The organism is Lentzea kentuckyensis, assembly GCF_002150765.1.
Classification (GTDB): Bacteria; Actinomycetota; Actinomycetes; order Mycobacteriales; family Pseudonocardiaceae; genus Lentzea; species Lentzea kentuckyensis.
Genome location: NZ_MUYM01000050.1, coordinates 40566 through 64461, shown reverse-complemented (window position 1 = coordinate 64461; position 23896 = coordinate 40566). Strand labels below are relative to the sequence as shown.

General features: G+C 69.6%; 24 protein-coding genes. 9 read left to right on the top strand and 15 right to left on the bottom strand.

Annotated elements, in window-relative coordinates; genetic code table 11:
- The first annotated feature begins 5 nt into the window (after positions 1-5).
- The 3 genes from B0F77_RS23225 to B0F77_RS23215 are packed head-to-tail and all read left to right on the top strand — an operon-like array spanning position 6 to position 2937.
- The gene (locus B0F77_RS23225; RefSeq protein WP_086665074.1) at positions 6-542 is read left to right on the top strand and encodes a hemerythrin domain-containing protein; all 537 of its coding nucleotides are present in this window, start codon (positions 6-8) and stop codon (positions 540-542) included.
- Positions 539-1402, top strand: a complete 864-nt coding sequence (locus tag B0F77_RS23220; RefSeq protein ID WP_086665073.1) for an NAD-dependent epimerase/dehydratase family protein — start codon at positions 539-541, stop codon at positions 1400-1402. Before B0F77_RS23225 ends, B0F77_RS23220 begins: the two co-directional genes overlap by 4 nt.
- A complete protein-coding gene (locus tag B0F77_RS23215; RefSeq protein ID WP_086665072.1) occupies positions 1399-2937 on the top strand; it encodes a phytoene desaturase family protein in 1539 nt (512 codons plus the stop codon). The genes B0F77_RS23220 and B0F77_RS23215 overlap by 4 nt, the downstream gene beginning before the upstream one ends.
- Before the next feature lie 10 nt (positions 2938-2947).
- Here B0F77_RS23215 and B0F77_RS23210 read toward each other — a convergent pair whose 3' ends face one another.
- The 4 genes from B0F77_RS23210 to B0F77_RS23195 form a co-directional block, all read right to left on the bottom strand.
- Positions 2948-3385 (bottom strand): SRPBCC family protein, encoded by a 438-nt coding sequence (locus B0F77_RS23210; RefSeq protein ID WP_086665071.1) that lies wholly within the window; start codon positions 3383-3385, stop codon positions 2948-2950.
- A gap of 21 nt (positions 3386-3406) precedes the next feature.
- Positions 3407-4036, bottom strand: a complete 630-nt coding sequence (locus B0F77_RS23205; protein WP_158102797.1) for an SNIPE associated domain-containing protein — start codon at positions 4034-4036, stop codon at positions 3407-3409.
- A gap of 75 nt (positions 4037-4111) precedes the next feature.
- Positions 4112-4870: an LLM class flavin-dependent oxidoreductase gene (locus tag B0F77_RS23200; RefSeq protein WP_086665069.1), complete on the bottom strand. Its 759-nt coding sequence runs from the start codon at positions 4868-4870 to the stop codon at positions 4112-4114.
- A gap of 64 nt (positions 4871-4934) precedes the next feature.
- Complete coding sequence (locus tag B0F77_RS23195; protein ID WP_086665068.1) at positions 4935-5402, bottom strand: hypothetical protein; 468 nt, start codon at positions 5400-5402, stop codon at positions 4935-4937.
- Positions 5403-5546: 144 nt separating this feature from the next.
- Between B0F77_RS23195 and B0F77_RS23190 the strand changes: the two genes are divergently transcribed.
- Complete coding sequence (locus tag B0F77_RS23190) at positions 5547-6098, top strand: NlpC/P60 family protein (RefSeq protein ID WP_086665067.1); 552 nt, start codon at positions 5547-5549, stop codon at positions 6096-6098.
- A gap of 3 nt (positions 6099-6101) precedes the next feature.
- Here the strand turns inward: B0F77_RS23190 and B0F77_RS23185 are convergent, their stop codons facing one another.
- Both B0F77_RS23185 and mug read right to left on the bottom strand, forming a co-directional pair.
- On the bottom strand, positions 6102-8930 hold the full coding sequence (locus B0F77_RS23185) for an AfsR/SARP family transcriptional regulator (RefSeq protein ID WP_086665066.1): 2829 nt from the start codon (positions 8928-8930) through the stop codon (positions 6102-6104).
- A 191-nt stretch (positions 8931-9121) separates the two neighbouring features.
- The gene (mug, locus tag B0F77_RS23180; RefSeq protein WP_211293950.1) at positions 9122-9616 is read right to left on the bottom strand and encodes a G/U mismatch-specific DNA glycosylase; all 495 of its coding nucleotides are present in this window, start codon (positions 9614-9616) and stop codon (positions 9122-9124) included.
- Between the two features lie 37 nt (positions 9617-9653).
- Between mug and B0F77_RS23175 the strand changes: the two genes are divergently transcribed.
- Positions 9654-9908 (top strand): HAD domain-containing protein, encoded by a 255-nt coding sequence (locus B0F77_RS23175; RefSeq protein WP_086665065.1) that lies wholly within the window; start codon positions 9654-9656, stop codon positions 9906-9908.
- A 15-nt stretch (positions 9909-9923) separates the two neighbouring features.
- On the opposite strand, the gene B0F77_RS48040 is transcribed toward B0F77_RS23175, so the two are convergent.
- The 5 genes from B0F77_RS48040 to B0F77_RS23155 form a co-directional block, all read right to left on the bottom strand.
- Positions 9924-10088: a hypothetical protein gene (locus tag B0F77_RS48040; protein ID WP_158102796.1), complete on the bottom strand. Its 165-nt coding sequence runs from the start codon at positions 10086-10088 to the stop codon at positions 9924-9926.
- Between the two features lie 32 nt (positions 10089-10120).
- Positions 10121-10432 (bottom strand): sunset domain-containing protein, encoded by a 312-nt coding sequence (locus tag B0F77_RS23170; protein WP_086665064.1) that lies wholly within the window; start codon positions 10430-10432, stop codon positions 10121-10123.
- A 10-nt stretch (positions 10433-10442) separates the two neighbouring features.
- Positions 10443-10898 (bottom strand): hypothetical protein, encoded by a 456-nt coding sequence (locus B0F77_RS23165; protein ID WP_086665063.1) that lies wholly within the window; start codon positions 10896-10898, stop codon positions 10443-10445.
- Positions 10899-10972: 74 nt separating this feature from the next.
- Positions 10973-12622, bottom strand: coding sequence for a bifunctional metallophosphatase/5'-nucleotidase (locus B0F77_RS23160; protein ID WP_483868449.1), 1650 nt, complete (start codon positions 12620-12622; stop codon positions 10973-10975).
- A 92-nt stretch (positions 12623-12714) separates the two neighbouring features.
- Positions 12715-13245: a hypothetical protein gene (locus tag B0F77_RS23155; RefSeq protein WP_086665061.1), complete on the bottom strand. Its 531-nt coding sequence runs from the start codon at positions 13243-13245 to the stop codon at positions 12715-12717.
- 109 nt (positions 13246-13354) lie between these two features.
- On the opposite strand from B0F77_RS23155, the gene B0F77_RS23150 reads away from it, so the two are divergent.
- From B0F77_RS23150 to B0F77_RS23135, 4 genes are read left to right on the top strand one after another with little or no spacing between them, the layout of a single operon-like run.
- On the top strand, positions 13355-14080 hold the full coding sequence (locus tag B0F77_RS23150) for a response regulator transcription factor (protein WP_211293946.1): 726 nt from the start codon (positions 13355-13357) through the stop codon (positions 14078-14080).
- Positions 14058-15449, top strand: coding sequence for a sensor histidine kinase (locus B0F77_RS23145; RefSeq protein WP_086665059.1), 1392 nt, complete (start codon positions 14058-14060; stop codon positions 15447-15449). Before B0F77_RS23150 ends, B0F77_RS23145 begins: the two co-directional genes overlap by 23 nt.
- Before the next feature lie 18 nt (positions 15450-15467).
- Entirely contained in the window at positions 15468-17189 is a 1722-nt protein-coding gene (locus B0F77_RS23140; RefSeq protein WP_086665058.1) for an ArnT family glycosyltransferase, read from the top strand.
- Positions 17186-19018 (top strand): ArnT family glycosyltransferase, encoded by a 1833-nt coding sequence (locus B0F77_RS23135; RefSeq protein WP_086665057.1) that lies wholly within the window; start codon positions 17186-17188, stop codon positions 19016-19018. The genes B0F77_RS23140 and B0F77_RS23135 overlap by 4 nt, the downstream gene beginning before the upstream one ends.
- Here B0F77_RS23135 and B0F77_RS23130 read toward each other — a convergent pair.
- The 4 genes from B0F77_RS23130 to aspS all read right to left on the bottom strand — a co-directional run bounded on the left by B0F77_RS23130 (position 18994) and on the right by aspS (position 23818).
- Complete coding sequence (locus B0F77_RS23130; protein ID WP_245848568.1) at positions 18994-19764, bottom strand: SGNH/GDSL hydrolase family protein; 771 nt, start codon at positions 19762-19764, stop codon at positions 18994-18996. The two genes, B0F77_RS23135 and B0F77_RS23130, sit on opposite strands and share 25 nt — an antisense overlap.
- Positions 19765-19817: 53 nt before the next feature.
- Positions 19818-20828: a hypothetical protein gene (locus tag B0F77_RS23125; RefSeq protein ID WP_342746813.1), complete on the bottom strand. Its 1011-nt coding sequence runs from the start codon at positions 20826-20828 to the stop codon at positions 19818-19820.
- Between the two features lie 264 nt (positions 20829-21092).
- Positions 21093-22034, bottom strand: a complete 942-nt coding sequence (locus tag B0F77_RS23120) for a DUF389 domain-containing protein (protein ID WP_086665054.1) — start codon at positions 22032-22034, stop codon at positions 21093-21095.
- A complete protein-coding gene (aspS, locus tag B0F77_RS23115; protein WP_086665053.1) occupies positions 22034-23818 on the bottom strand; it encodes an aspartate--tRNA ligase in 1785 nt (594 codons plus the stop codon). The genes B0F77_RS23120 and aspS overlap by 1 nt, the downstream gene beginning before the upstream one ends.
- Between the last annotated feature and the right edge of the window lie 78 nt (positions 23819-23896).

Sequence of the window (23896 nt, the reverse complement as noted above, 5' to 3'; positions counted from 1 at the left end):
ACGGCATGGCTGACGTGATCACATTGCTGCGGAAGCAGCACGAAACGATCCGCACGTTGTTCGCCGAGGTCGAGAGTTCTAGCGGCGCCGAACGCAAGGAAGCGTGGCATCAGCTCGTGCGGCTGCTCTCCATCCACGAGACCGCAGAAGAAGAGATCGTGCACCCCGCTGTCGCACGCGTGAGCGGTGGCGAGCCGATCGTGGACGCACGCGTGGCGGAGGAACACCGCGCGAAGGAGCTCCTCAGCACGATGGACGACATCGGTCCCGACGCGGAGGGCTTCGACACTCTGCTCGTGCAGCTCCGTGACGACGTGCTCGCTCATGCGGCCCACGAGGAAGAGGCCGAGTTCCCGCTGCTGCGCGAGGTGCACGACCAGGAACGCCTCGAACGCATGGCGCGCGCGGTGGAAGCCGCCGAAGCGATCGCGCCGACCCGTCCGCACCCCGGCGTCGAGAGCCCGATCGCGAACCTGGCGCTCGGCCCGGTCGTGGCGGTGGTGGACAAGGCCAGGGACGCGATCCGCAAGGCGCTCGGGTGAGGATCGTCGTCACCGGCGGCTCCGGCAACGTCGGCACGGCGCTCCGCCGCCACCTCGACTTCGAGGACGTCGGTGTGGACGTGCGCACGCTGTCGTCGTTGAGGGACGCCATCCGCGGTGCCGACGTCGTCGTGCATTTGGCGTGGGCGATCAAACCCACCGATCGGCAGACGAACGTCGACGGCAGCGAACACGTCCTCGCCGCGTGCCTCAAGGAAGAGGTCGGCCACTTGGTGTGCGCGTCGTCGGTCGCGGCCTACGCACCGGCGGCGCGCTGGTCCCGCATCGACGAGTCGTGGCCGGTGACGGGCATTTCCGGCAGCACGTACAGCGCGCACAAGGTGCGGCTGGAAGAGATGATCAGCCGCTATCCCTTGCCGTGCACGGTCATCAGGCCGTGCGGCATCGCCCAGGCGTCTGCGGCCCCGCAGCTGCGACGCTGGCTGCTCGGCCGTTGGCTGCCACCGGCGGTGTTGCCGTTGTTGCCGATCCCGCTGTGGAACGACTTGCGCCTACAGCTCGTGCACTCCGACGACGTGGCGCGCGCGATCGTGGAGATAGTGCGCCGCAGGGCGTTGGGCACCTTCAACCTCGCCGCCGAACCGGTGCTGACCGCGCCGATGATCGCCGAACGCGTCGGCGCCGGCCGCCTGCCCGTCCCGTACCCGGTGATCGAGAAGCTGGCAGGGGCGACGGCGCGGCTCGGGTTGCAGCCGTTGACCCCGGAGTGGGTCCGGATGGCCGATCAGGCACCTCTCGTGCGGACCACACGCGCACACGATGATCTGGAATGGTGGCCCGAACACGACGCGCGTGATGTGCTGCGCGAAGTCGTCACGGCAATGGGAGGGCGTGCGTGAACGAGGTGGACGCGGTCGTCATCGGCTCCGGCCCGAACGGCCTGGTCGCGGCGGCACTGCTGGCGGACGCGGGCTGGGACGTGCTGGTGCTCGAACAGCGCGCCACCCCCGGCGGCGCCGTCACATCGGCCGAGATCACCGCCCCCGGCTTCACCAACGACGTCTACAGCGCGTTCTACCCCCTCGGACTCGGCTCGCCCGTCCTCGGCGCGTTGAACCTCGACGTGCAGTGGCAACACGCACCTGCCGTGCTGGCCCATGTGCTGCCCGACGACCGCGTGGCGCTGCTCTCGCGCGAGGTGGAGACCACGGCGAAGTCGGTCGGCGCGTTCTCTCACGCCGACGCCGACCGGTGGGAGGCGGAGTACGCGCGCTGGCGCACCGTTCGTGACGCCGTGCTCAGCTCGCTGCTGCGCCCCTTCCCACCGGTGCGTGGCGCACTGTCTCTCTTGAAGGCCGCCGGAGTAGGCGACGCCTTACGGCTCGCGCGCACCCTCACGCTGCCCGTGCGCCGTCTGGGCGAGGAACTGTTCGACGGCGAAGGCGCCCGTGTGTTGTTGGCGGGCAACACGATGCACACGGACCTCGGCCCGGACCAGGCCGGCGGCGCGGGCTTCGGCTGGCTGCTGGCCATGCTCGGCCAGGACGTAGGCAACCCGGTGCCCCGCGGCGGCGCGGGCGAGCTGTCCGCGTCTCTCGTGCGCCGCTTCGCTGGACGCATCGACACCAACGCCCGTGTGACCTCAGTGCTCCACGCACGCGGCGTGGCCGTTGGCGTGCATCTGGCAGACGGTTCCGTCGTACGCGCACGCCGCGCCGTCCTGGCCGACATCCCCGCACCGTCGCTCTACCTGGACCTGATCGGCGGCGACGCCCTGCCCGGCAAACTGGCAGACGACCTGAAGAAGTTCCAGTGGGACGGCGACACGATCAAGGTCGACTGGGCGCTGTCCGGCCCGATCCCGTGGACCAACCCGGAAGCCGCGCAGGCGGGCACGGTCCACCTCGGCGGCGACGTCAACGGCATGGCCACCACGGCCCACGAACTCGCGTGCGGCAAAGTCCCGCGCAACCCGTTCATGGTCATGGGCCAGATGACGACGACCGACCCGTCACGCTCCCCCGCCGGCACCGAAGCCGCCTGGGCGTACACACACGTACCGCTCAACGGCAACTGGACCCCAGACCGCCTGAAGCGCCGCGCCGACCGCATCGAGCTGATGATCGAGGAACGCGCCCCCGGCTTCCGCTCCCGCATCCTCAACCGTTCGGTCCTCGGCCCGGACGAGATCGGCACGGTCAACGGCGGCACCGCGGCCATCCACCAGCAGCTGATCTTCCGCCCGGTGCCGGGCCTCGGCCGCGCGGACACCCCGTTCGACCGCCTCTACCTGGCGGGCTCGTCGGCGTGGCCGGGCGGCGGCGTGCACGGCGCGGCGGGCGCGAACGCGGCACGGGCGGCGCTCACGCGCTGGGGTGCGGCGGGTGAGCTGTACCGGACCCTGGTCCAGGGCCTGCACAAATCGATCTACTGACGCGCTGCGGTCAGGAGCGTCCGCGCGCCAGTGCGTCAAGGCGTTGCAGGGTTTCCTTGTTGCGCGGGATGAGCAGCATGTCCTGCAAGAACGACGGCAGCAGTGCCGACGGACCGCGCACCACGCGCTCGGCCATCCGCACGTGCGTGATCGACTCCGACCGCGGCTGCAGGGTGAGGGTGATCCGCGCGGCCCCGGCCGGCCACAGCCGCGCGTCCAGTTCCAACAACCCGCCCGGTTCGCAGCGCACCACCTCGGTGGTGTCCTGGATGACCAGCGGCCACGGCCCCACGCTGTGGTGGATGCGCGTGCCGGCCGCGGGCCAGCCGGTGTCCACGTCGCGGATGTGCGACGCGCCCACCACCCAGCCCGCGTAGGACCAGCCGTCGGCGAGCACCGTCCACACGGCGTCGACGGGCGCTTCGACGTTCAGGGAAACCTCAGCCACGCCCCCGAGGTACCCCGTGAATCAGGAAGCAATCCGGCGCGTGCGGCGGCTTTCTGCCTTGCGTTGCAGGTGGTCGGCGGTGAGCTCCAGCTCGTAGGTTCGCAACGCCTGGTAGCGCGGCGAGATCCGGAGGGCGAACGTGCCGCTGAGCCGCTCGATCGCCGACGCCGCGCGATCGAGCCGCCTGCGGGCGGCGTCCAGGCCACCGGCTCGCAACATGCGCAGGCAGTTCTCGGCCTCGCAGTTGTACGAGCGGAGCATCAGCGCCGACCAGTCGTCGACGAGCCGGCGCCCCGTGGCGTCCGACCCGTTGTAGGTGACCTGCCCGCCACCCTCGACCGCCTGGCCGTTCTTGATCAGGGTCTTCATCTCGTCGTGGATCAGGTCGAGCTGGGTCTGGTGGTCCACCGACTCCCCGGTGCGGAAGACGCCGGCCCGCTGGAAGGTCAGCTCCTCCTTCAACGGCTGCAGCTCGGCCCGCGCGCTCTTGATGCGGTGCCGCAGCGCGACGAGCTCGGCGCCGGCCCGGTCGACCTCCTCCAGCGCGTGTGTCTGCGCTGTTCGGGCGTCACCGATTCGAGCGAGCAGCTCCTGCAGGCCTTCGACGGCCCGTTCCAGCTCAACGATCCGGCGGTTCTTGCGCCCGAGCATGCTTACCTCCCCGAACAGCGACGAAAGGCCCATGCCCGTTCCATCGCAAGGAGGTATCCGCCGTTATCTCTCGCGCTATGCACTCACTCCATCGAGTGATCCCACGAAACGAACGAATCCTTCGGGGTCCTCGCTCGTGGCGGACTGCTGCAAGATCACGCTGGTGGCGCCCGCCGCGGCCACCGACGACACCAGGTCCGTGACGAACGCACGGTCGCGCGAGTCCGTCTCGACGTAGACGACGATCGGGTGCTCGCGGGTCGCCCGCGTCTCCCGCACCCGCGCGACGTCGGCGGAGGCATCCAGGATCGTGCCGTCGCCGACCTCGCCGGCGAGGTCGAGGGTCTTCGGGCCGAGTCCGCCCACGTAGATCGGCATCGGCGCGGGTGGCGGCCAGTCCAGCGCGACCTCGGTGAGCGACACGTACCTGCCGGAGCACGTCACCCGTTCGCCCGCGAGCAGGGCGCGCAGCGCGTCCGTGTACTCGCGCAGCAGGGTCAGCGGCGACGACACCCGTGCGCCGACCTGTCCCATCCACGACTGCAGTCCGTGCCCGACGCCGATCGTCACGCGTCCGGGGAACAACCGGTCCAGCGTCGCGGCCTCCATCGCGGTCAGCGCGACGTTGCGCAACGGCACCGGCAGCAGCCCGACGCCGACCTTCAGCCGGGAAGTCCAGGCCAGCGCGGCGGAAGCGGCCGCGATACCGCTCTCCAGGAAGCAGTCCTCCCACAGCCACAACGAGTCCACACCGGACTCCTCGGCGGCGAGGACGACGGAACGCAGGTTCTCAGGCGGAAGCTGGGGCCGGTAGACAGCGCCGAGTGTGGTCACCCGACAACTACTACCGGCCCCGGCCTTCATTCAGCAAGCACCGCGGTTCAGCAACAGCGTTGGTTCAGCCGGCGCTGTGGTAGGTGACGTCCCAGTGGTTCGACTCGCGGTAGTAGATGTTGCCAGCGGCCGACTTCCACTTGTTGCCACCGATGGACGTGAAGGTCCCGGTGATGTAGTTGGTGACGCAGCTCGACAGCCGGTAGTCGACCTTGTACCCGTTCCAGTGCGAGTAGGTGCCCGACGCGTGGCCGGTCTCGGTGCCGCCGGTGATGGTCAGCGCGCAGCCCGACGCCCGCTTGAACGTCTTCGCACCCGCGATGGTCGTCTGGTTGATCTGCTCGAACGAGGTGCAGTTCGAACGGTTGCGGTCGCTGCAGTTGCCACTCGAGTCCCAGGCGATGCCGGCGGCGCGCAACTGCGCGGTCGCCTGCGCGTGGGTGTACTTGGCCGGGGCCGCCGAGGCGATGGACGCGCCCATCAGCAGAGCGGCGAACATCGCGATCACGGCTGCGATCGTGCGAACGAACATGCTCTCTCTCCTTATGCCCAAAGCAAGGTGCGGCAGAAGGTAGGAACGAGCGGTAAAGAGACGCCTAAATCGACCTTTGGCCGATCTTTGGCGCCTCCGTGGACAGTCCCGGTCGTCAACATCAAGTCGATCGGAGCAACAACGATGCGCATCCGCCACGCCGTCGCGGCGACCGCACTCTCGCTCGGACTGCTGTCCGGCCTCAGCGGCATCGCCAACGCGATGCCCGAGGGTCCCGCCGAGCAGGAGACGCCCATCTCGCAGGAGCAGGCGGCCGCCGGGTACGGCGGCACCATCAAGCGGTCCGAGGTCATCAGCCGGGCCAAGGACTGGTGGAACCGCAGGGTTCCGTACTCGCAGAGCGCCTACGCGTGGGACGTCAACCACGGCAAGAAGTACCGCCAGGACTGCTCCGGCTTCGTCTCGATGGCGTGGAAGCTCACCTCGAGCCGCACCACGTCCACTTTGGACGAGGTCGCCACGCGGATCTCGTGGACGAGCCTCGAGCCGGGCGACATGATCCTGCGCAACGGCCACGTGAAGCTGTTCGAGAAGTGGGCGAACTCGGCCCACACCTCCGTGTGGATCTACGAGGAGGGCAACACCCGCGACGACATGGACCACGAGACCATCTCGATCGAGGCGCTGAAGGACGGCGGCTACGCGCCGTGGGAGTACAAGAAGATCCGCGACTGATCATCAGCTGATCGCGAGGCCCCATTGAGCTGGCCACTGGCGCACCTCCCCCCGTTCACGGGTGCCCAGTCGCGCGAACAGCCCGGCGGCCTCGTCCCAAAGGCGGTCCGCGCCTGCCATGTCCCCCAGGCAGGCGTGGACCGCTCCGAGGTCTCTGAGGGTCCGTGCCCGCCACAACGGCAGGCCGAGGTCGTTCCAGGTGGACAGCACCTCGGTCAGCACGACCCGCGCACCGGTGTGGTCGCCGGCCGCGAGCCGCCACTCCCCCAGCGTGCGGCGGACGAGCGCCTCGCCGAACCGGTCACCGACGTCGCGGCAGCCGTTCAGCGCGGTGTGCAGCAGCTCCTCGGCCGGGTCGAGCAAACCCTTGCGCAGCAACACCTTCGCCCACGCCTGGGCAGTGTAGCAGCCGAGCAGTTCGTCGCCGGTGCCCGCCACCATCTCGTAGGCACGCACGATGTGCTCCTCGGCCAGGTCCAGCTCGCCGCGAGCGCGGTGCACGAGCCCGATCCCGCGGGCCGCCAACGCCTCACCCCGTCTGCTCTTCGCCTGACGGTAGACCGATTCCGCGTGTCTCAACGTGTCGAACGCACCCTGGTCGTCGCCGAGTTCTCGTTTGATGGAGCCGATTCCGTAAAGCGCGTGCGCGAGGCCTTCCGGGTCCTGCGACTCCAGCAGCTCGCGGGCCCTGCCGAGGGCCTCCAGCGCGCACGGGTACTCGCCGAGATCGCGGCACACCATGCCGATGCCGTTCATCGCGACGGCCTCGCCGTGCTTGTCGCCCAGGTTCACGAACAACGTCTGCGCGGTGTCGAACCACGACCGCGCCTCGACCAGGTTGTCGCGCTTGTAGTGCATCTGCCCGAGGCTGCAGCGCAGGACCGCTTCGAGCCGCACGTTCCCGGTCCTCCACACGGCTTCCAGCGCCGCTGTGTGTGTTCGTTCCCAGGCCTCGTACCGGTTGCGGAGCCCGAACCAGGCGAACACGAGCACCTCGGCGAGCTGCGACGCGATCTCCGCGAGCCCGAGTTCCGCGGCGCGTTCCACGAGTCTGGTCAGCAGTGACTCCTCGCGGGCGAACCAGGCGTCCTTGTCCGTGGGACGTGCTCCCGGCGTGACCACGCCGAGCGAGTCCTGCATCCGCGGCACGGCGAGGAAGAGCTGTTCGGTCAGTCCATCCACAGTGGACAGAGCCGCGACCACGGCCCTTCGCACCATGTCCTCGCGTTCCTCTTGCGGGTCTTCGGCTTCGGCGAGCTCACGGGCGTGCAGGCGTACCAGTTCGTGCATCCGGTACCGCGCGCTGCCGATGACGTCGAGCAGCCGGGCGTCGACGAGCTGGTCGAGCACGTCCTCGTCGAGCAGGTGCGCCCACAGGAAGCTGGGCACCTCGGGCAGCCCGAGGAACCCGAAGATCCGGTAGGCACTGCGCACGTTCTCGTCGAGCGCCCGGTACGTCAGCTCCAGGCTGGACCGCACGGCGAGGTCGTCCGCGACCAGCTCGTCGAGCCTCGACCGCTCGTCGGAGAGGCGGCGCACCAGCTTGGACACCGGCCAGTGCGCCCGCCCGGCCAGCCGCGCGCCGGTGATCCGCACCGCGAGCGGCAGATACCCGCACAGCCGCGCGACCTCGTTGGCCTGGTCGGGTTCGTCGGACACCCGGTCGTCGCCGAGGATGCGCTTGAGCAGCGTGACGGCCTCGTCGCTGCTCAGCACGTCGAGCGGGATGCGGCGCACGCCCTCCAGCCCGCACAACCGGCTGCGGCTGGTGATCAGCGTCAGGCACCCCGGACTACCCGGCAGCAGCGGCCTGACCTGCGACACGCTCGTGACGCCGTCCAGCACGATCACCACGCGCCGCCCGCCGACCGTCGCCCGCCAGAGCGCCGCGCGTTCCTCGGCCGACTCCGGAATCCGTTCGCTCGGCACGTCCATGGCCCGCAGCAACGCGTCCAGCGCCCCGGACGGCGAGTGCAGATCCACGAACAGCTGCCCGTCCGGATACCGCTCGGCCAGCCGGTGCGCCGCGTGCACCGCCAGCGCCGACTTGCCCACGCCCGCCGGTCCCTCGATCCACCAGACGCCGCCGTCGCCGTCCAGCAGCCGGCTCAGCTCCCGGTCCCGCCCGGTGAAGTCGCCCGCGTCGCGTGGCAGGTAGTTGCGCCGGCTGTCCCGCGCGCCCTCCAGAACGTCCCGGTAGAGCTGCTGGAGCTGCTCGCCCGGCTCGACGCCCAGTTCGTCGACGAGCACCTTGCGCGTCTCCCGGAACACCCGCATGGCGTCCGCGCGACGCCCCGCCCTGGCGAGCGCGGTCATGAGCTGACCCCGCAGCCGTTCGGCGAGCGGGTACTCGGCGACGAACGTGCCGACCTTCTCGATCAGCTCGGCGTGCCGGCCCAGCGCGAGCTCGACGTCGACCAGCTGCTCGGCCGCGGCGAGCCGTTGCACGTCCAGCGTCTGCGCGAACACCGCCGGCGCACCCCGCCAGAGCTGCAACGCGTTGTTGAGCGCCTCGGCCTTGACCCTGAGGTCGGTCTCGTCGCCCGCCTTCGCCACCAGCTTGCGGAACAGGTGCAGGTCGACGCTCTCGGGTTCGGCGTTGAGCACGTACCCCGCCGCCCGGTGCTCGACCGGCAGCCCAGCCCGCCGCAGACTCGAGATGTGCACCTGCAGCGACTTGCGCGCCTGCGGCGGCGGCTCCTCACCCCAGATCAGATCGATGAGGCGCTCGACGGGCACGATCTTCCCGCATTCGACCGCCAGAACAGCTAGGATCTGCGCGGGCTTCGGCGGTACCGACGGCTCGACCGGCCCGAGAATCCTGATCTCCACTGTGCCCCCACCAGTGTTGAAGATTCACCAAGTAATACGCGGAATCGCCAAATTCTGACGCAGTCCGACGTGACCAGGTTCCACTTCCGGGTGAATGCACTCGAACGGACGCAGTTCCGGATGCAAGTAGACCAGACTTGGTTCCGTCCAGCCCACTTTCAGTGGGCATAAATGTGAACTTTTGTTCCGTTTCAGAGAGTTGCCCTGAGTCGCGCGAACTCCTCGGCCAACGCCGGAAGCTGCCAGTGCGCGTTCAACCCGCTCGGATTGGGCAGCAACCACACCCGCGCCCCACCCACCAGCTCCTCCTGTGGCCCGACCTGCGCTTTCTTGCGGCCGAACGCCGCCCGGTACACCGTCACCCCGAGCACCGCGAGAACCTTCGGTGAATACCGCGCGACCTTTTCGGCCAGCTCGACGCCACCGGCCTTGAGTTCGTCAATTGTTAATTCATCGGCCTTGGCACTGGGCCGCGCGACGACGTTCGTGATGCCCAGCCCGAGCCCGAGCAACTCCTCCTGCTCGGCCGGCGCGAACAGCCGAGGCGTGAAACCGGACAAATGCAGTGCGGGCCAGAACCGGTTTCCGGGCCGCGCGAAGTGGTGCCCGGTCGCCTCCGACACGAGGCCGGGGTTGATGCCGCAGAAGAGCACGTCCAGCCCGGGCTTGATCACATCGGAAATCACTCGCCGAGCCTACGAGACGCCGCCTACCGTGCCCGCCATGGCCGGGCTCCCCCTCCTCTTCCTCGACGTCGACGGCCCGCTCCTCCCCTTCGGAGACGGCGTTGCCGGCACTCCAGGCCTCTCCCGCCTCGACCCGATGCACGGCCCGTGGCTGGCCGCTCTGCCGTGCGAGCTGATCTGGGCCACGACGTGGATGGACGACGCGAACGACCCACGGCACGGGCTGACCGACGCCGACTACCTGAAGCTCGACGCCTGGCTCCGCACCGCGACCGAACTCACTCGCGGTTGATCGAGAACCCCAGGATCACCGCCGCCGACACCACCACGTGGACTCCATTGCGAACGTCGCCTCGCGCTCGTAGCCGGGGAACTGGCGCTCCGAGCCGTAGGTCCACGAGCTGCGCAGGCCGAGTTGGGAGCGTTCAACCGCCGCGTCGGACACGCCGTGGGAGCGCAGTGCATCGCGCACGGCGGCCATCGCGTCGCCGGGGCGGAGAGGTTTTAGGGAACCGCCGGCACGCGCGGTCGAGGCGTCCACATCGTGTAGCCGGCTCGGCGCGCGTCCTCCGGTGAGTGGAAGAACGCGTCGCCCTTCATCCGCTTGTAGTAGGGCGATTCAGGCGTGTGGTACATCATCGTGCGCGAGTTCGCCTTGATCGCGGGCACCACCGCCGGCGGCTCCTCCATGATCGACAGGCGGGCCTCTGCCGGGGCCTCCGCTCCCCGCGTGCGCATGGTCAGCCAGGTCAGCAGCACGCCGGCGAGGAAGGCGCCCGCGCACAGCAGGAACATCTGGAAGAAGAACCCGAACAACGAACAGCTCCTAGTCCGAAGTGAAGTCCTCGTCGACGCGCAGGCCGGGGACGGCGGCGCGCAGGGCGTCGCTCAGGGCGCCCGCGCGGTCCGGGTCCGCCACGCGGGCCGACGCGGTCAGGTGTCCTTTGTCGACCACGCCGGTGAAGTCGGTGACGTCCTGGTCGAGCACCGCCGCCAGCAAGCCCGCCGCCGCGGCCGCGCTGACCGGCATGCGCTCGCCCGCGTTCGGGGTGATCATGTCGGTGATCCGGTGGGCGGCGGTCAGCGCGCGGACGGCGTCGACCAGGTCCTGCCGTTCACGAGCGGACGCGGCGGTGCCGGCCAGCACGATCTCGGACGACCGCACGGCGAACACCAGGTGGCCGGGCGTCACGTCCGGCGCGGGATGGGCCGCGACACCCACCGTGGCGAGCAACGCGGGCACGATGAGAGCGCCGACGAAGACGCGTTGCGGCAACTGCACGCGCTTGGCCTATCTCATTCGGGCGATCGCGTGCCACCGCCTGCCGCGGAACTCCCTGGACAACACGCCCAAATTCACCCGTTGGTGGAGACCACCACTGGTATGCCGCCAGCCACCAGGCGCCAGTCCGAACCGGCGAAGTCAGCGGGGTCGAGCACGCCCGCGGCCTTGACCCAGTCGATCAGCAACTGCCGGATCTCCTGCCGCTGGTTGTGCAGCACGGGCGCGGACGCGATGTGCGGGAAGTCGCCGCCACCCGCCTGCCGGTAGTTGTTCACGGCCACCGCGAACTCGAACCCATCCGCGACCGGCACCCCGTCGTAGGCCAGCCCCACGATCCGCGACCCGACCGGCTGCGAGATGTCGATGTCGTACGTCAACGGCGCGGACAACCCGTACGCGATGTCGAAGTTGTAGTCCGGCACGTCCGCGGAGATCTCGTCGGCCGTGAACGGTCCTGGACCACCGACCTGGAGGAAGTACCGCGCCGACTCCTCCAGGAAGTCCCGCAGCTGCGCCCCGGTCAGCCGCACGCCCACCAACGTGTTGTCGAAGATGTAGAGCCCGGCGACGTCCCGGATGGACACCTCGCCGGACGGAATCGCCGCCGCGCGGTTGAACGGCGCACACAGCGACACCACGGGCAACGACGTGGAGTTCGCGACCTCCAGCGCCTGCACGTGGTTGATGAACCGCAGCGCGGGCGTGTCCTCGAACCGCGACCGGGCGGCCGACATGGCCGCGGAGCACGTGCCGATGTGCGCGTTCACATAGGAGACGACCTTCTCGTGGTCGTGCCGCAGCAGTCGCACGATCCGCGGATCCTCCTCGACCGACGCGGTGGACAGCACCGACGACCGCGCCCCGACGAGTTCCCAGCGGCCGTTGTGCCGCAGGTCGAACTCCATCAGCGACAGGCGCTTGCCCCAGTACAGCGGCTCGGTCAGCAGCACCGGCCGTCCGGTGACCTTGTTCGTGACGAACCGCTCCGGGATCTCCACGTGCGCGTGCCCGACCAGCACGGCGTCGATCCCCGGCACCGTCTCGGCCACGAGCTCGGCGCAGTTCTCCGGGAACGGCACCTGGTCGCCCAGCGACGACGACAGATCGGCCCCGGAATGCGCCGCCACGATCACCAGGTCGGACTTCGACCGCACCTCCGGCACCCAGTGCAGCGCCTGCTCCACCAGACCGGGGAACGTCAGCACGCCCTCGACGTGAGCGCGGTCCCACACCGCGATGCCGGGGTTGGTCAGCCCGAGGATCCCGACCCGCAACGGCGGCCCGTCCGTCCGCCACACCGTGTGGATCACGTACGGCGGGAACGCCGGTTGACCGGTGGACACGTCCAGCGCGTTGGCCGCGAGCAGCGGGAACTCCAGCTGCCGCTCGAACATCCGCAGCACGTCCAACCCGTAGTTGAACTCGTGGTTGCCCAACGCCGCCGCCGTGTACCCGATGGCGTTCATGGCGGCCGCCATCGGGTGCACGTGCGTACGCGTGATCGGCTCGACCTTCGCGTAGTAGTAGGCGAGCGGTGTGCCCTGGATGGTGTCACCGGCGTCGAGCAGCAACGTCCGATGGCGCCCCACGGCAGCACGTACCTCGTTGACCAACGTCGAGATCTTCGCGAGCCCGACGTCGTTGTGCGCGAAGTCGTCGAACTCGCGATCGAGGTAGTAGTCCCAGTTGAAGAGATTGCCGTGCAGGTCAGTGGTCCCCAACACAGTCAGTGTGAACGTGCGCAGACCGCTCACCTCCGGTTGTGGTCGGGCATAACCCGACCATAACCACTCACACTTGACCAAGCAGCCGGCTACCGGGTCGGAGGCTGCTGCCCCTGCTGGCCCTGTTGACCGCGCTGACCAGGCTCGACGACGCTCGAAGCGACCGACTTGCCGTCCTCTGTGGTGGCGATCACCGTCACCGTGTCGCCCTTCTCGACACCTTCGGCCACGGTGTCGGCGTCGATCACGTAGGTCTTCGTGTAGCCGTCGGTCGACTTCACCTCGACGGACGTGTCGCTGATCGCGGTGACCTCACCGGTCTGGAACTCGCCGTGCGTGGCCGACCCGGACCCGAGGCCGAAGCCGGGTCCGCCCTGGCGCATGCCGCCCATGCCGTAGCCACCGCCGGGCGGCCCTCCGCCCATGCCGCCGGGGCCTCCCATGCCGTTCTGCTGGTTCGTGCCACTGGCGGCGTAGATCGCGACGCCACCGGCCGCCGCGATGCCGACGGCGATGGCCACGGCGGCGACTGTCTTCTTCGCGGTCCAGGCCGGGCGCTGCGCTTCGGGCTGGGGTGCGGGTGCTGGTGCGCCCCACTCCGGGGGCTGTTGTTCGGTCATGTCAGCCACCGTGTCGGCGTTTTCTGTGCCGAACCTGTGCCTGAAGTAGGCCTGAGCTGTGCACCTCGCTCACAGCTGGTACACAGAATCGGCATTCAGGATGGGAGCCATGCGCGCGATGAAATCCGAACTCCGCAGGCCCGACGGGCAGCCCGTGCGGGTGCTCGTGGTGGACGACGAGTCCACCCTGGCGGAGCTGATGTCGATGGCGTTGCGGATGGAGAAGTGGGACGTCCGCACGGCGCTCGACGGTCAGACGGCGGTGCGGACCGCGCGTGAGTTCCGGCCGGACGTCGTCGTCCTCGACGTGATGCTGCCGGATTTCAACGGGTTCGAGGTGCTGCGCAAGATGCGCGCGGACTTCCCCGCGTTGCCGGTGCTGTTCCTGACGGCGAAGGACGCCGTGGAGGACCGCATCGCCGGGCTGACGGCGGGCGGCGACGACTACGTCACCAAGCCGTTCTCACTGGAGGAGGTCGTGCTCCGGTTGCGCGCGCTGCTGCGCCGCACGGGCGTGACGGACGCGGACGCGGGTGCCCGGCTGGTCGTCGGCGACCTGTCGCTGAACGAGGAGACGCGCGAGGTGAACCGCGGTGGCGCGGCGATCGAGCTGACGGCGACGGAGTTCGAACTGCTGCGCTACCTGATGAGCAACCCGCGCCGGGTGCTGAGCAAGGCGCAGATCCTGGACCGCGTGTGGAGCTACGACTTCGGCGGCCAGGCGAACATCGTCGAGCTCTACATCTCCTATCTCCGCAAGAAGATCGACGCCGGGCGCGCCCCGATGATCCACACGATGCGAGGCGCCGGATATGTCCTCAAGCCTGCGACCTAGAACCCTGCGGGCCCAGCTGGTCTCCGGCCAGATCGTCCTGCTCACCGCACTGTGCCTGGTGATCGGCGGGATCGCGGTGCTCGCCCTGCACGCGTTCCTGATGGACAACCTCGACCGCCAGGTCACGACGATGCGACCGCCACCACCGGGTTCCCCGTACTCCATCGGCCTCAACGCGATCGTCCAGCGCGACGGCACCATCAACGGCACGATCGAGCTGCCCGGCTGGCTGCAGCCGCGTGCCCTCACCGACGAGGAGATCACGGCACTGGAGGCGGTGCCGTCCGGCCTGCACACGATCGACATGGGCGAGGCGGGCGAGTTCCGCGTGCTCACCGACGGCCGGGGCATCAGGGGCCTGTCGCTCTCCCCCGTGATGGACATCGTCTGGCAGATGGTGTGGATCCTCGCCGGGCTGATCATCGCGGGAGCGGCGGCCGTCGCGCTGGCAGGCCGGGTCGTCGTGCGGCGCGCGCTGGTGCCGCTCGACCGCGTCGCCGAGACCGCCACCCGCGTGTCCGAACTGCCGCTGCACGAGGGCGAGGTCGCGCTCGCCGAACGCGTGCCGGAGGAGGACACGGACCCGGCGACCGAGATCGGCAAGGTCGGGCTCGCGCTGAACCGGATGCTCGGCCACATCGATGAGGCGTTGAAAGCCCGGCACGACAGCGAAACGCGCGTGCGGCAGTTCGTCGCCGACGCCTCGCACGAGCTCAGGACACCACTTGCCGCGATCCGGGGTTACGCCGAACTGACCAGGCGGACCGGCGAGGACCTGCCGCCCGAGGTCACCCACGCGATGAACCGGGTCGAGTCCGAGGCGCTGCGGATGACCTCGCTCGTCGAGGACCTGCTGCTGCTCGCCCGGCTCGACGCGGGCCGTCCGCTGGAGCGCGAGGACGTCGACCTCTCCCGGCTGGTGCTGGACGTGGTCGGCGACGCGCGGATCGCGGGTCCCGACCACAGCTGGAAGCTCCAGCTGCCACAGCAACCCGTGGTCGTCCCCGGTGATGTCCAGCGGCTGCACCAGGTGCTCGGCAACCTGCTGTCCAACGCCCGCACGCACACCCCGCCGGGCACCACCGTCACCACCGGATTGTCCGTCCACAACGGACGCGTCGACCTGACCGTCACCGACGACGGACCCGGTGTCCCGCAGGGCCTGGAAGTGTTCGAACGGTTCGCGCGCGGCGACAGTTCACGGTCGCGCGCGGCGGGCAGCACCGGGCTGGGCCTGTCGATCGTGTCCGCTGTGGTCGGCGCGCACAACGGTGACGTGTCGGTGACGAGCGCGCCAGGTCACACGACTTTCACCGTCTCACTGCACACAGGTGGTTCACAGCAACAGCACACGACCGACCCAGGGTGACCGGCGATTCTCGTCTCCATGAGACGAGAACGCCTGGCGCTGGCGGTCCTGCTGATCGCGACCGGCGCGCTGTACCTGTGGCGGCTGGGGGACTCGGGCTGGGCCAACGCCTACTACTCCGCCGCCGCCCAGGCCGGTGCCACGAGCTGGAAGGCGTGGTTCTTCGGTTCGTCGGACGCCTCGAACGCGATCACCATCGACAAGACACCCGCCTCGGTGTGGGTGATGGGCCTGTCCGCCCGGCTGTTCGGCGTCAACGCGTGGAGCATCCTGGTGCCGCAGGCGTTGATGGGCGTGGGCAGCGTGTGGTTGCTGTACGCGACCGTCCGCCGCTGGTTCTCCCCCGCCGCCGCGCTGATCTCCGGCGCCGTGCTCGCGCTGACCCCGGTCGCGGTGCTGATGTTCCGCTTCAACAACCCGGACGCGCTGCTGGTCCTGCTGCTGATCGCGGGCACCTGCTGCGTGACCCGCGCGGTCGAGCAGGCCAGCCCGTTCTGGCTCGCCCTCGCCGGTGTCGCCGTCGGGTTCGGGTTCCTGACGAAGATGCTGCAGGCGTTCCTGGTACTGCCCGCGTTCGGGCTGGTCTACCTGATCGCCGCACCGACGAGCATGGGCAAACGCTTGCTGCACCTGCTCGGCGCGCTGGGAGCGATGATCGTCGCGGGCGGCTGGTGGATCCTCGCCGTCGAGCTCACGCCGGACCGGCCCTACATCGGCGGCTCGCAGACGAACAGCGTGCTCGAACTGGCGTTGGGTTACAACGGTCTCGGCCGGCTCACCGGGGACGAGGTCGGCAGCGTCGGCGGCGGTCGCGGCTGGGGCTCGGCCGGCTGGAGCCGCCTGCTGGGCGCGGAGATGGGCAGTCAGATCGCGTGGCTGCTGCCGGCCGCTCTGGTGCTGCTGATCGCCGGGCTGTGGCTGACCAGGGGCCGCACCCGCACCGCGCTGGCGTTGTGGGGCGGCTGGCTCGTGGTCACCGCCGCGGTGTTCAGCTTCATGAACGGGATCATCCACTCCTACTACACCGTGGCGCTGGCTCCCGCGATCGCCGCGATCGTCGGCATCGCCGCCACCGAACTGTGGGCGCGCCGGCACGAACCCGTTGCCGCAGCGGTGCTTTCGGGCTCCGTCGCGTTGAGCGCGCTGCAGTGTTACGTGCTGATCAACGCTTTCTCCACGCCCGTCGCCGTGCTGGCGCTGATGGCCGGGCTGATCGCGGCGGTGGGCCTGGTGCTGTCGATGCGCTGGGCCATCCCGGTCGCGCTCGTCGCCGCGTTGCTCGGCCCCACCACGTACTCCTTCGCCACCGTGACCACTCCGCACACCGGCGCGCTGCCCGTCGCGGGCCCGTCGAGCGGGCGGATGGGTGGCATGGGCGGCGGCCTGCTCGACGCCACGACGCCGGACTCCCAAGTCGTGACCCTGTTGCAGGACAACGCGGCTGACTACAGGTGGGCCGCGGCGACGATCGGGTCCAACAACGCGGCGGGCCTGCAGCTCGCGAGCGGGCAGCCGGTGATGGCGCTCGGCGGCTTCAACGGCACCGACCCCGCACCGACCCTGGCGGAGTTCCAGGAGATGGTCCGAAATGGACAGATCCACTACTACGTCGCGGCCGGCCGGATGATGCAGGGCAACACCGGCAGCGACGCAGCCCACGAGATCGCCGACTGGGTCGCGCAGAACTACACCGCGACCACCGTCGCCGGTACCACCCTCTACCGACTGGACGCCTCATGACCGCCACACTCGCACCCGCGGCACCGGCCGCGCCGGCCCCGGCCGAGCGCCGGAAGGTGAACGCGAAGACGTTGCACCGCATCGCTTTCCTCTGCCTGCTCGCCGGTACCGCCGTGCTGTACCTGTGGAACCTCACCGCGTCCGGCTACGGCAACGAGTTCTACGCGGCGGCGACCCAGGCGGCCTCCCAGAGCTGGAAGGCGCTGCTGTTCGGTTCACTCGACCCCGGCAACACGATCACCGTCGACAAGCCGCCCGCGTTCCTGTGGGTGAGCGGCCTGTTCGCCAAGGCGTTCGGCTTCTCCAGCTGGACCGTGCTGGCCCCGCAGGCGCTGGAAGGCGTCGCGGCGGTGGGACTGCTGTACGCGACCGTGAAGCGCACGTCCGGTCCGGTCGCCGCCCTGTTCGCCGGAGCGGCCTTCGCGCTGACCCCGGTGGCCACGCTGATGTTCCGGTTCAACCTGCCGGACGCGTTGCTGGTGCTGCTGATGGTCGCGGCCGCGTACTGCACGGTGCGGGCGCTGGAGAAGGCGAGCCCGCTCTGGCTGGCGCTCGCGGGTTCGGCGATCGGATTCGCGTTCCTCACCAAGATGTTGCAGGCGTTCCTGGTGCTGCCCGCGCTCGCGCTGGCCTACCTGATCGCCGCGCCGACGTCACCGCTCAGGCGGCTCGTGCACCTGCTCGGCGCCGGTCTCGCCGTGGTCGTGTCGGCCGGGTGGTTCATCGCGCTGGTCGAGCTGTGGCCGGCGGACAGCCGCCCGTACATCGGCGGCTCCACCAACAACTCGTTGTGGGAGCTGGCGATCGGCTACAACGGCCTCGGCCGCATCTTCGGCAACAGCGGCGGCGGACCCGGCGGCGACGGCGGGGGCATGGGCGGCAACGGGAACATCGGTTTCGGCGGCTCGACGGGCATCGGCCGGTTGTTCGGCGCCAGCATGGGCCCGGAGATCTCCTGGCTGCTGCCCGCGGCGTTGATCGGGCTCGCCGCCGGGCTGTGGTTCAGCCGCAGGGCACCGCGCACCGACCGCACGCGCGCGGCGCTGGTGATCTGGGGTGGCTGGACGATCGTCAGCGGTCTGGTGTTCAGCTTCATGAGCGGCATCACGCACCCCTACTACACGGTCGCCATGGCACCCGGAATCGCCGCGCTCGTGGGCGTTGCCGGGCGTGAGTTGTGGCGTGGCCGCGCGCACTTCCCGGTGCGGATGGCGTTGACGGCGATGGTCGCCGCGACCGGTGTCTGGGGCTTCATCCTGCTCGACCGCACGCCCACCTGGATGCCCTGGCTGCGCTGGGTTCTGCTGGCCGTCACGGCGGTCGCGGTGTTCGCGCTGGTGTTCGGCGTGAACGCGCGCCGCTGGGTCGCCGCCGCTCTTCTGGTGACGGCATTGCTCGGCACCTCCGGCTACGCGTTCGCGACCGCAGCCACCACGCACAGCGGCTCGATCCCGTTGTCCGGCCCGCGCTCCCAGCAAGGTGGTGGCGGAATGGGCGGAGGCAGTTCCTCCACCGAGGTCGTGCAGTTGTTGAAGGCCACGGACACCCAGTGGGCGGCCGCGACCGTCGGCGCGCAGAGCGCGGCGTCGTTGCAGCTCTCGTCGGGCCGGCCGGTGATCGCGATCGGCGGCTGGAACGGCAGCGATCCCGCGCCCACGCTCGACGAGTTCAAGGCGCTCGTCGCCGAGGGCGAGGTCCGCTACTTCGTCGCGGGTGGCCGCGGCGGACCCGGTGGTGGCAACAGCGAGATCGGCGAGTGGGTCGCGGCGAACTTCAAGGCCGTGACGGCGGGTGGCGAGTCCATCTACGACCTGACGGTCGCCGCCTGATCGTCAGCGCCGGCCGGGAACATCTCGGCCGGCGCCTCGCCGGTCCACAACAACGGCAGCAGGTCCGCACCCCGCTTCCACAGCCACGGAATCCCCTTCAGCATCAGCCACGCGACGTGGTGCCACACCGTGAGCTCGCGCCCGCCGGAGCACTCCAGGCTCACCTCGCCGACCGGGTGCCCGAGCGCGCGCAACTCGTCGGCGAACGCCCGCGCCAGCATCCGGTGACCGAGCTCGGACGGGTGCAGCCGGTCGACCGCCCACGTCTCCAGCTCGTACGCGCCGGGCAGGGTGTGCAGGTCGACGCAACGGACGCCGTGCCGCGCGACCACGACGTCGATCACGCGGTTGTACTCGTCGATGCGCTCCTTGAGCACCCGCCGCAGCTTGCCGGGCAGCTTGAACACGCGGCCCTGGTCGTGGAACCGCACGGTGACCACGGAAACGCCGACGCTCGTCAGCTCGCGGCAGACGTGGTCGAGGTCCTCGTGCATCTGCCGCGTGGAGAAGTCCGAACGCAGCGTGTCGTTGACGCCGGCGATGACGACGGCGGCGGTGGGCTTGTCCCGCAACGCCTGCGGCAACTGGGTGCGTCTGACGTCGGCCAGCCGCGCGCCGGAGACGGCGTAGTTGCGGTAGCCGTTGTCCGGGTAGGCGGACGAGAGGATGGGACCGAACCCGCGCCAGCCGCCGGGAACGAGGTCGCCGATCCCGACCGCGGTCGAGTCACCGAGTAACACCAGCACACGCCTCAGCATCAGCGGGCCTGGTGATCTCGGCATGGCCGTGCGGGAACGGTTCAGCGAAATGCTGGGTAAAGCGGGAGTTCGAGCACCTCAGGGCCGTAGCGGTCGGCCAGTGCGCCGATCACCGCGTCGGCGTGCGAAGCAACGGTCTTCTCGCCCAGGATCAGCGCGTCGGACCGCAGCCGGACCCACCGCCCGGTCAGCACGACGCTGCGCGGTGGCGCGTTGACGACGCTCGGCATCGGCTTGGACAGCGCCCGCCACGTCGCGAGCCACACCCACAGCAGCTGGGCTTCCAGCAGGCGAGGTAAGAGCACCGCGTCGTCGTCCATCTCCGGCCACACCGACCCGACCTCGGCCCGCCACGCGGCGACCATGGCCTCGGACATGCCCGGCGGCAGACCCCAGCCGCACCAGCAGGACGGGAACGGCACGCGCAGCGCGGCGGCGTCGAACACGATGTCGCGGACGCAGCCGCCCTCGAAGTCGACGAACCGGACACCGCGCGAGGTGACCAGGTGGTTGTCCGGACAGGACGTCGACGGGCTGAACGCACGGCGACGCGAGGTGCTGAACGACCGTGCGGCGTCGGCGGCGAACTCGCTGGCCTGCGGGGACGTCTCGATGCCCAGTGTGGACGCGAGCAACGCAGGTAAGCCCACGATCGCCGCGTGCACGTCGACCGCGATCGGGTCCTGGCAGCACTGCGCACCGGCCCGGCGCATCAACGCGTCGAAGTCCGCGTCACGACCGGCCGTCGTGGCGTGCAGACGGCCCATGGCGTGAGCCCACGACAACAGCCCGCGTTCCGCGGCGCGCGCGTCCGGGGCGTGCAGCTTCTCGGACAAACGCGGCGCACGGCCCAGGTCTTCCAGTACGACCAGACGCGCTGCGGCGTCGTGTGCGAACAGTTCTGGCGTAGCGCGCTCTTCGGACGGAAGCGCGGTGAGCAGCTGATGGCTGACCGCCTCGTGCGCCCACGGGTCCCGGTCGCCGCTCGCCTCCGGATAGCGCTTCACGACCAGCGTGCGCGGCATGGAGAACGGCGAGGACGCGACTCTCACGCGAATGACGACGGAACGACCGGTACCCCCGAGAGTCTCGGGGTCCGAGAGGCGCACCTGTGCGCCCAGTCGCCTGGTCAGTACCCGCTCGGCGGCGTCGACAGCTTCGGCAATCTCAGGTGAAGTCGTGTCGGGAGGGCCCGCGGTGATCTCCACGCTCATCCCCTCCGACCCTACTCCCCATGTCCGTGAGCCGGACCGACGCTAATCCGGCCAGGCTGCGACCACCACCACTCGTTGATAACGGCTCGCGCCGTTTCCGGATCACCCCTTGGACAGTGGACGTGTGGAAACACCATCCGTTGCCCGGCGCCTGCGGATCAACAGAACGAGCGCGGCGGCGACGACAATACCGATCAAGTTGATGCCCAGCTGAGCAACAGCGGGCCCGACTCTGTCCCACACTCCGAGAATCGCGGCCAGCGCGGCGTACCCGGCGGCCGGAACGGTGGTGACCGAGATGAACACGCCGACGAGCACCGCCGACTTCGCGGACGTCATCGAGAGCATGCCCGCCGCACCCGCCAGCAGTGCCACGATCAGCGAGAACGGCCCGAACTGGTAGACGAAGTCGACCTGGTGACCGTTGACCAACGCGGTCCTGTCGAACAGCCCGCCGAGCTCGCCGAACCACGTCAGCACGGACGTGATCACCATCGCCAGCGGGAACCCGACGCCCAGCGCGATCGATGCCCGTTTGACCAGGTCCCACCGCTTCGCGACGAGCCCGACGGCGATCGCGGCGAGCGGCCCGAACTCCGGCCCGACGACCATCGCGCCGACGATCGTGACCGGCGAGTTCGTCGCGACGCCCACCGCCGCCAGCAGGCAGGCGATGGTGAGGAAGGCCTGGAAGGTGACGCTCGGCCGGGACTCCTCGCCGGACTTCGCGATCAGCTCCTCCCACACGATCACGTCCGAGCCCTCGCCCGGCGCGTTCTCCTCGGCGCGGTCGGCGCTGTCGGACAGCGAGGTGTCGATCGTCTCGATCGTCACGCCGCCGGTGTGGTCGATGTGGAGGTCGCAGAGCGCGCCGACGATCTCGTCGACGGCCTCGCGGGCCACGTCGGCGGTGATCAGGTCGCCCTCGGGGTCGATCGCCGCGCCACGCAGGAGCACCAGGTGGGTGGCTCCCGCGTGGTCGCGGAGGATCTTCGTGGCGGCCTCGGTCTGGTCTGCCGGACAGACCACCCGCAGCCGCAGCATCAGGCCTTCTGGTCCTTCTGCTCCGGCTTGAAGTCGACGCCGGCTTCCTTGCGCTGCTGCGACGTGATCGGCGCCGGGGCCGCGGTCAGCGGGTCGTAGCCGCCGCCGCTCTTCGGGAACGCGATGACCTCGCGGATCGAGTCGGCACCCGCGAGCAGCATGCAGAGGCGGTCCCAGCCGAGCGCGATGCCACCGTGCGGCGGCGCACCGAACTTGAACGCGTCGAGCAGGAAGCCGAACTTCTCCTGCGCCTCCTCGGCACCGATGCCCATGACGTTGAACGCGCGCTGCTGCACGTCCGCGCGGTGGATACGAATCGAGCCACCACCGAGCTCGTTGCCGTTGAGGATCACGTCGTAGGCGTAGGCCAGCGCGTTGCCGGGGTCGGACTCGAAGTTGTCGATCCACTCCGGCGTCGGCGAGGTGAACGCGTGGTGCAACGCCGTCCAGTTGCTACCGCCGACCGCGACGTCACCGGCCTCGAGCTTGTCGACCGACTCGAACATCGGGAAGTCGACGACCCACGCGAACGCCCACGCGTTCTCGTCGATCAGGCCAACGCGGTGCGCGATCTCGACCCGGGCCGCACCGAGCAGCGCCCGCGCGTCCCGCGGGTCGCCCGCACCGAAGAAGATGCAGTCGCCGGCGTTGGCACCAACGGCCTTCGCGAGACCGTCGCGCTCGGTGTCGGTGAGGTTCTTGGCGACCGGCCCGCCGAGCGTGCCGTCCTCCTGGACCAGCACGTACGCGAGCCCCTTGTGACCACGCTGCTTGGCGAACTCCTGCCACGCGTCGAGCGTGCGCCGCGGCTGCGAGGCACCACCCGGCATCACCACGGCACCGACGTACGGCGCCTGGAACACGCGGAACGTCGTGTCCTTGAAGTACTCGGTCAGGTCCGTCAGCTCGAGCTCGAAGCGCAGGTCCGGCTTGTCCGAACCGTACTTGGCCATCGCGTCCGCATAGGAGATCCGGCGGAACGGCAGCGGCAGCTCGACGCCCTTGGTCTCCTTCCAGATCGCGGCGAGCAACTTCTCCGTCAACCCGATGACGTCGTCCTGCTCGACGAAGCTCATCTCGATGTCGAGCTGGGTGAACTCCGGCTGACGGTCGGCGCGGAAGTCCTCGTCCCGGTAGCAACGCGCGATCTGGTAGTACCGCTCCAGCCCACCGACCATCAGCAGCTGCTTGAACAGCTGCGGCGACTGCGGCAGCGCGTACCAGGACCCAGGACGCAGCCGCGCGGGCACCAGGAAGTCACGCGCGCCCTCGGGCGTGGACCGCGTCAGCGTCGGCGTCTCGATCTCGACGAACTTCTCGCCGTGCAGCACCTCACGAGCGATCCGGCTGACCTCACTGCGCAACCGGATGGCCTTGGCCGGGGCGGAACGACGCAGGTCGAGGTACCGATGCTTGAGACGGGCCTCCTCGCCCGGCTCGACATCGCTCTCGACCTGGAACGGCAGCGGCGCTGCCTCGTTGAGCACCTCGAGGTCGCTCACGTAAACCTCGATGGCCCCGGTGGGCAGCTCGGGGTTCTCACTGCCCTCGGGCCGCTTGCTCACGTCGCCGGTGACCTTGATGACGTACTCGCTGCGCAACCGGTGCGCGCGCTCGGCCATCTCACCCTCGCGGAACACGACCTGGGCGACACCGGAGGCGTCACGGAGGTCGATGAAGATGACACCGCCGTGATCACGCCGGCGAGCGACCCACCCGGTGAGGGTGACGGACTGCCCGGCGTGCTCGGCCCGGAGTGATCCGGCCTCGTGCGTGCGCAACACGGTGGTGGCTCCTTGTAGACGAAGTCAGCTTTGCCGTCAAGGCTAGCCGGACCCGCCTCCCGTTTTTCACTCAGGTGC